The 5983-nt window shown below is 46.4% G+C and carries 9 protein-coding genes; all 9 read left to right on the top strand.

Annotated features, from left to right (window positions below):
• The coding region (locus PHW53_05235) for a hypothetical protein (GenBank protein ID MDD4995835.1) at positions 1 to 306 on the top strand (306 nt) is incomplete at its 5' end.
• Positions 307 to 329: 23 nt separating this feature from the next.
• Positions 330 to 491: a hypothetical protein gene (locus PHW53_05230; protein MDD4995834.1), complete on the top strand. Its 162-nt coding sequence runs from the start codon at positions 330 to 332 to the stop codon at positions 489 to 491.
• 61 nt (positions 492 to 552) lie between these two features.
• Positions 553 to 882 carry a hypothetical protein gene (locus tag PHW53_05225; GenBank protein MDD4995833.1) on the top strand — a complete coding sequence of 110 codons (330 nt, stop codon included), beginning with the start codon at positions 553 to 555 and terminating at the stop codon, positions 880 to 882.
• A gap of 38 nt (positions 883 to 920) precedes the next feature.
• On the top strand, positions 921 to 1772 hold the full coding sequence (gene bet, locus PHW53_05220) for a phage recombination protein Bet (protein MDD4995832.1): 852 nt from the start codon (positions 921 to 923) through the stop codon (positions 1770 to 1772).
• Positions 1773 to 1846: 74 nt separating this feature from the next.
• Positions 1847 to 3730: a YqaJ viral recombinase family protein gene (locus PHW53_05215; GenBank protein MDD4995831.1), complete on the top strand. Its 1884-nt coding sequence runs from the start codon at positions 1847 to 1849 to the stop codon at positions 3728 to 3730.
• A 93-nt stretch (positions 3731 to 3823) separates the two neighbouring features.
• Positions 3824 to 3988 (top strand): hypothetical protein, encoded by a 165-nt coding sequence (locus PHW53_05210; GenBank protein ID MDD4995830.1) that lies wholly within the window; start codon positions 3824 to 3826, stop codon positions 3986 to 3988.
• Complete coding sequence (locus tag PHW53_05205; protein MDD4995829.1) at positions 3985 to 4236, top strand: hypothetical protein; 252 nt, start codon at positions 3985 to 3987, stop codon at positions 4234 to 4236. Before PHW53_05210 ends, PHW53_05205 begins: the two co-directional genes overlap by 4 nt.
• A 146-nt stretch (positions 4237 to 4382) precedes the next feature.
• On the top strand, positions 4383 to 5042 hold the full coding sequence (locus PHW53_05200) for an AAA family ATPase (GenBank protein MDD4995828.1): 660 nt from the start codon (positions 4383 to 4385) through the stop codon (positions 5040 to 5042).
• Positions 5029 to 5983, top strand: a 955-nt coding sequence (locus PHW53_05195) for a hypothetical protein (GenBank protein MDD4995827.1), incomplete at its 3' end; no start/stop codon positions are given. The genes PHW53_05200 and PHW53_05195, both read left to right, overlap by 14 nt.

Here is a 5983-nt window from a genome sequence, read left to right as displayed (position 1 = left end):
ATAGCCTGCTTAACAATTTTTATATCGCTGTCATCTTCATGTCACGCGGACGGGCTTGATACTCCTGATCCTTTGGCTCTATACAACCAGAACCCGCCGGACGTTACGGTAATCCCGTTCGATTACGACAGGATGTACAACCCGGATTACAACCATGACTGCTCGCCCCATGATCCAGTCTATCCAGAAGATCGGCATGAACTGCACACATTTAAAAGCGTGCCTGAGTTGAAACCGTATTACTTAATATTGGCTATTTTAGTGTCGGCGGCTATATTTTTGGCAGGCAGGAGATCGCTTCGGTGAACGCAAATCCCAAATTAAAAGCCATGCAGGAAATCGAAGAGGCCATTCAACTATTAACCAGCAATCTGAAACTGATGACCGATGTATTTTATGACCGCATAGACGCTCAAAAAGCGCGGGTAACGATTGTCAATCAGAACCAGTGGGCGATTGATGCGATACGGGAATCCGCAAAACAAATATAATTTCAAGGTGTTAAATACTTGATTTTCCTGATATAATAAAACAACTTAGACGGATAAAACCATGAAAAAATTACCTTTAATACTGCTGGCAATGTTGTCGGCATCAACCATTCCAGCCCAGGCCAAAAGCAATCTGGCTTATGGTCATGATCTGTGTATGGCGGCAAGTCGGGTGGCTGCGTCTGCTTTAGATAATAGACGTAAGGGAATCCCTTTGAGCACCCTGGTTGCCTCCATTGCTAATATAAAGCCAAAAGAGAAGGTTATGTCACCGGCCACGCGAGCCATTGTAGTTTATACAATGGATGCTTACGATGCGCCTGAAACCATGACGCCTGACCACTGGCAAAGCATTAATTACCAAACCTGCATGGCCGAGTTTGCCAAATAATGAACGATTTTGATTTTTAATGAGAGGATATAGGCGTTATGAGTAAAGAAGTCGCAGTAAAAAAAGAATTATTACCATCGCTGGCAATGGACGAAGCTGAGCTAATGAATGTTTTACGCAACTCGTTATATCCGGGAGCGCAAGACAGTTCAATAAAACTGGTAATAAGTTATTGCAAGGCATCAGGGCTTGATCCGATGCAAAAACCGGCGCATATCGTTCCTATGTGGGACAGTAAACTGAAAGGCATGAAAGACGTTATCATGCCGGGAATAGGACTGTACAGAACGCAAGCAGCCCGTTCCGGTCAATATGCAGGCGTGAGCGAGCCTGAATATGGCGAGGATGTTACTGAAAGCCTTAGCGGCGTGTCTGTCACCTATCCTAAATGGTGCAAGGTCACGGTAAAGCGGCTGATGGCTAACGGCAGCATTGCCGAATTTACTGTCAAGGAGTTCTGGAAGGAGAACTATGCCGTTAAAGGTGGTCAGGAAAAAAGCATTGCGCCTAATGCCATGTGGCTAAAGCGGCCATACGGACAGGTCAGCAAGTGTGCTGAGGCGCAGGCATTGCGTAAAGCCTTCCCTGAGTTTGGCGCACAACCTACCGCAGATGAAATGGAAGGCAAAATGGATGAGTATATTGACCACAACACCGGCGAGATCATCAGCAAATCCAAGCAAGCCGAAAAACCGGCGCTGGAAGCCTACCCGCAAGAGAAATTTGACGCCAACAAAGCGCAATGGAAAAGCCTGATTGACGGCGGCAAGCAAACGGCGGCGGCGATCATTGGCAAACTGAAATTAAACGGCACACTAACTGCCGCTCAAATCAAAGAGATTGAAGGCTTCGAAGTTGTGGAAGTCATTACGGGAGAACTGGTTGAATAAAACAATACCAAATCTCAGAGAATACGAAGAGACAACTTGACAATTGAAGAATCTTTAACAAAAGTGGCGTTATCATGAAAATATTAGATGTAGAGCAGAATACCTCCGCTTGGTTAGATGCGAGAAAATTAAGCCATGGAACGGCATCTGAATTATCCGCAGCAGCAGGAAAATCAAAATACATAAGCCGAGATAAACTTCTAAAACAAAAATCAATAGGATTGGCAGATGAAATTGATCAATTTACGCAGCAGTTATTTGATAAAGGACATGCCGCTGAATATGCAGCGCGAAGCCTGGCAGAAGAAATAGCAGGGGGCGAGCTATACCCAATGACAGCAACCATTGACGTTGACGGACTGGTTCTGCTGGCAAGTTTCGACGGTATTTCTATGGATGAGACCGTAATTTTTGAGCACAAACTCTTCAATAAAACACTTTCTGAAAATGTCGTATCAGGAACGCTTGATGAACATTACACTTTGCAAATGGATCAGCAGTTGTTGATTAGCGGAGCTGATAAGTGTTTGTTCATGTGCTCTGATGGAACCAAAGACAATATGGTATATTGTTGGTATAAATCAACACCTGAAAAGCTTGCCAATGTCGTTAATATTTGGAAGCAATTCCACGCTGACCTAGCTATGTACAGTCATGAGCATAAAGTAGAACAGCCTAAAGCAGCCCCCATAAAAGACCTCCCTGCTGTGATTGTACAGGTTTCAGGAACACTGACACGGTGCAACATAGACGACGTAAGGCCGCAGTTTGACAAATTCCTGACCAATGCCCTGATTGATTTGGTAACAGATGAAGATTTCGCCCAAGCCGAAGCCGAAAGCAAGATTGGCCGCGAAACCGCCAAACGCTGTCTGTTAACCGCCAAATCCGTAGTTGATCAAACATTAACGATCAGCGAGGTAACGCGGGAACTGGAAAACTACGCGGCAAAATTCAACGCTATTGCATTAAAGCAGGAAAAGGCCGTCAAGGAGCAAAAAGAAGCGCGTAAGATCACTGCCAGGCGTGAACATGAAAAGGCGTTCAGCGATCATGTATTTGCGCTTAATGAGGAACTAAAGCCCATTACATTGATCTGTAAAGAACCCGACTGGAACGGCGCAATGAAAAACCAGCGGCTACTGTCAAGTCTGTACAATAAGCTAGATGTTGAGCTTGCCACTGCCAAAATGAATGCCGACGCCATAGCCAAAGATATTCGGGGAAAATTGTCCTGGTTTAACGACTGCGTGACCGCCACGCGGTTTCTGTTCAATGACTTGCAGTCGATTATTACCAGCAATAACCTTGAAGCCTTTCAAAGCATCGTTAAAAGCCGCATATCTGACTATGCAAAAGAACAGGAAGCAAAAGCGGAAGCACAGCGCAAGCGTATCCAGGAAGAAGAGCAACGCAAGGCGGAAGCCGAACAAGCCAAAAAACTGGAAGCCGAACGCGCTGCCATACGCGAAGAAGAGCGAGTTAAGGCGGAAGCTGAAGCAAAACGTATTCGCGATGAACAAGCTGAATTAGCCAGGATTGAGAAAGAAAAACTTAAGGCGGAAAAGCAGGCGGACTTTGATAAACTGCACACGATCAATAATGAATTCGCTTTGAAAATTTCACAGAAGGAGGTATTATCTAGCCAGTCCACTTTGTCAGAGTTAAGATCATCGGCTGACAGAATAGAAGCGGCGGCGCAGTATGCAGACCGCAGCGAAGACCGTCACCGCGAGATGGCGTCAGCTATTAACTTAAGAAAACAAGCCGACGAACTTGAAAGACTGGCTTTTTCTAATAAGCTTGAGATAGAGCCTACGATAACTATCACAGTCGCCGAGCATAAGCGCCTGCTTGATGGTATGCGCTGGCTCGAATGCTTGAGAGAGGCGGAGGTAGGGACATGGACAGGGTACCGTTACGCAAGGGCACTGTACAGTAAAGCCGAGATGGCTTGAATGCCTTCTAAAAACGACAGTTGTCAAGTCTTGCTTGATAGCTCAATTAAACAGATTTAAGGATTGTTTAACCTAACTTGCTGGTCGTAGCATATGAACGAAATGATAGAGATACTGGAAGAAGAAAAGCTTCGTCTGATGGATTTAAGACGCATGCTCTTGAAGCATTCAGAAAGCGGAGCGCACCATCGATTGGCCTACGTGACAGACGCGATAAATCAGGCAATTGATGATATTATTAGGGTAAGTCAACAGTGAAAGAATACCCATATTTTAAAATTTCAACATTTCTTAATGTTGAAGACGGCCTCGACGCTGAACCCGTTGATTTTGAGATAATACCGGAAGAAGGATTGAGAATTTCAAGAGACAAAACACCGGCGTGTAATAAAAGCCCGGATAAATTCCCAGAAGTACCAGAAATTGAATTAGCTTTTAGTTTGGTGTCTGCTCGCCAATTACGTGATTTTTTAAACCACGCACTCCCTGCGGATTGCGAGGCATAACGCTAAATAGACACCTAAATCGGTGTATATACGACATATCAGCTTCAAACAACTCCAGTCAAGAAAAATATTTTGAGTTTTAACTGGTTTTCCTGTACCATGCAAGTTCAGAAAATTAAACTAAAGCTTCCTGGAGAAGGGAATAAATGATCATTACGATAGGCAGTCAGAAAGGCGGCGTGGGCAAATCAACGATATGCTGCAACATGGCGGCGGCATTGGCGCAACAGGCTCGCGACGTTATCATTGTGGACAGCGATTCGCAGCGTTCAGCCTCCGCGTGGTGGGCGGAGCGAACGCGGAGCAGGCCGGAATTGCCGCATATCGCCTGCGTTCAGAAGGACGGCTATATCAATCAGACGTTGGAGGATTTTAATGCCCGGTACGGCTTTGTATTGGTCGATGCGGCAGGCAGGGATTCCGATGAATTGAGGTCGGCAATGGCGGTCAGCGACGTGCTGATCACGCCCACCAAGTGTAGTCAAATTGATTTGATGACGCTGAGCACAATGGCTGCGCTGATCAGGAAGTGCGTACAGGTAAATACGAAATTAACGTCTTATTGTTTGCTGAATATAGCGCCGACCAATAAGAGAATTACCGAGATCGAGCAGGCTCGAAACGCTATCATGGAATACCCGGAGATCATCTTGCTGGATACGATCATATCAGACCGTAAAATTTACCGGGATTCGATGGCGGACGGCAGCGGCGTCAGCGAGACGGACGGGAAAGCGGCCAGTGCCAAACTGGCGAGAGAAGAAATACAACAGTTAGTTAGCGAGGTGTTACATGGTATCATTTAAATCAAGACAAGAAGTGGATAAAATAAAATCCTTCGTTGAAGGCGGCAGTCTGGCAACGATAGGCGATACCGGCTCGTTCGCGGATTTGCAGAGTTTTGATGTTTGGGAATTGGCTGATAAACTGGAGTCTATTGATAACCAATCGCTGATGTGGAAGTGGATGATTGCCATGCACATTCGCGACCATTACCCGAACGATACTGAATTTGGTCAGTTTATCAAGCAATTGCGCGAGAAAAATCCGCACCATCCTTTGGTGACAGTGACCCAGCAGCATCGGCATAAATTCATCCAGGCCGCGCGGCTGTGCCAGCGTCTGAAAATAACCGATATTAACGCCATGGGCATATCGCCCACTGTGTTCTACAAGATTGCGGCCAGGAAAAACGACGACTACGCCGAGCGGTTGTACCATGCGCTGAAGAAAAAGAACTACAAGGAAACGGAGGCTGACCGCGTTATCGCGCAAATAACATCGATACCGGGCATTACCTATGAAGAACCCGTTGCGCTGGAGAAAATGGACTACGATAAGCCGAAGACGGAGCTGCGCACGGTCAAGGTCTTCGGTAATATTGCCGAAGATGCCGTTATAGAGGAAATGGGCGCGGCGATAGAGCAATCTATCGAGCGTCATGAGTTCGTGCCGCCAGTGAGCATGACCGAGGCTGAGCAAACGACGCCGGAGATTGGCTATGACGCCGTGTTTAGCCGGATGCGCGATAAGGTTGAACCGGATGATGAGCAAGAGGACGCGATATCTGCTGAAACCTGGCGGGGAACGGAAAGGCGCAAAGGCGTTTCCCAGGTTGAGCGGGTTCTGCATAACGATAAGTACGAACACGAAGCCTTTCAGTTAAAGGACGTAAGTTCAGATGATCTTATCCTGGAGCTGGCAACCCGTGTCGAACATAAGTCAGACGAAGACGTTAAGGCCGATT

The organism is Patescibacteria group bacterium, assembly GCA_028710985.1.
Lineage (GTDB): Bacteria > Patescibacteriota > Patescibacteriia > JAHJFT01 > JAHJFT01 > JAQTTB01.
The sequence above is the reverse complement of the archived record's forward strand: the minus strand, read 5'-3'. Positions and strand labels throughout refer to the sequence as shown.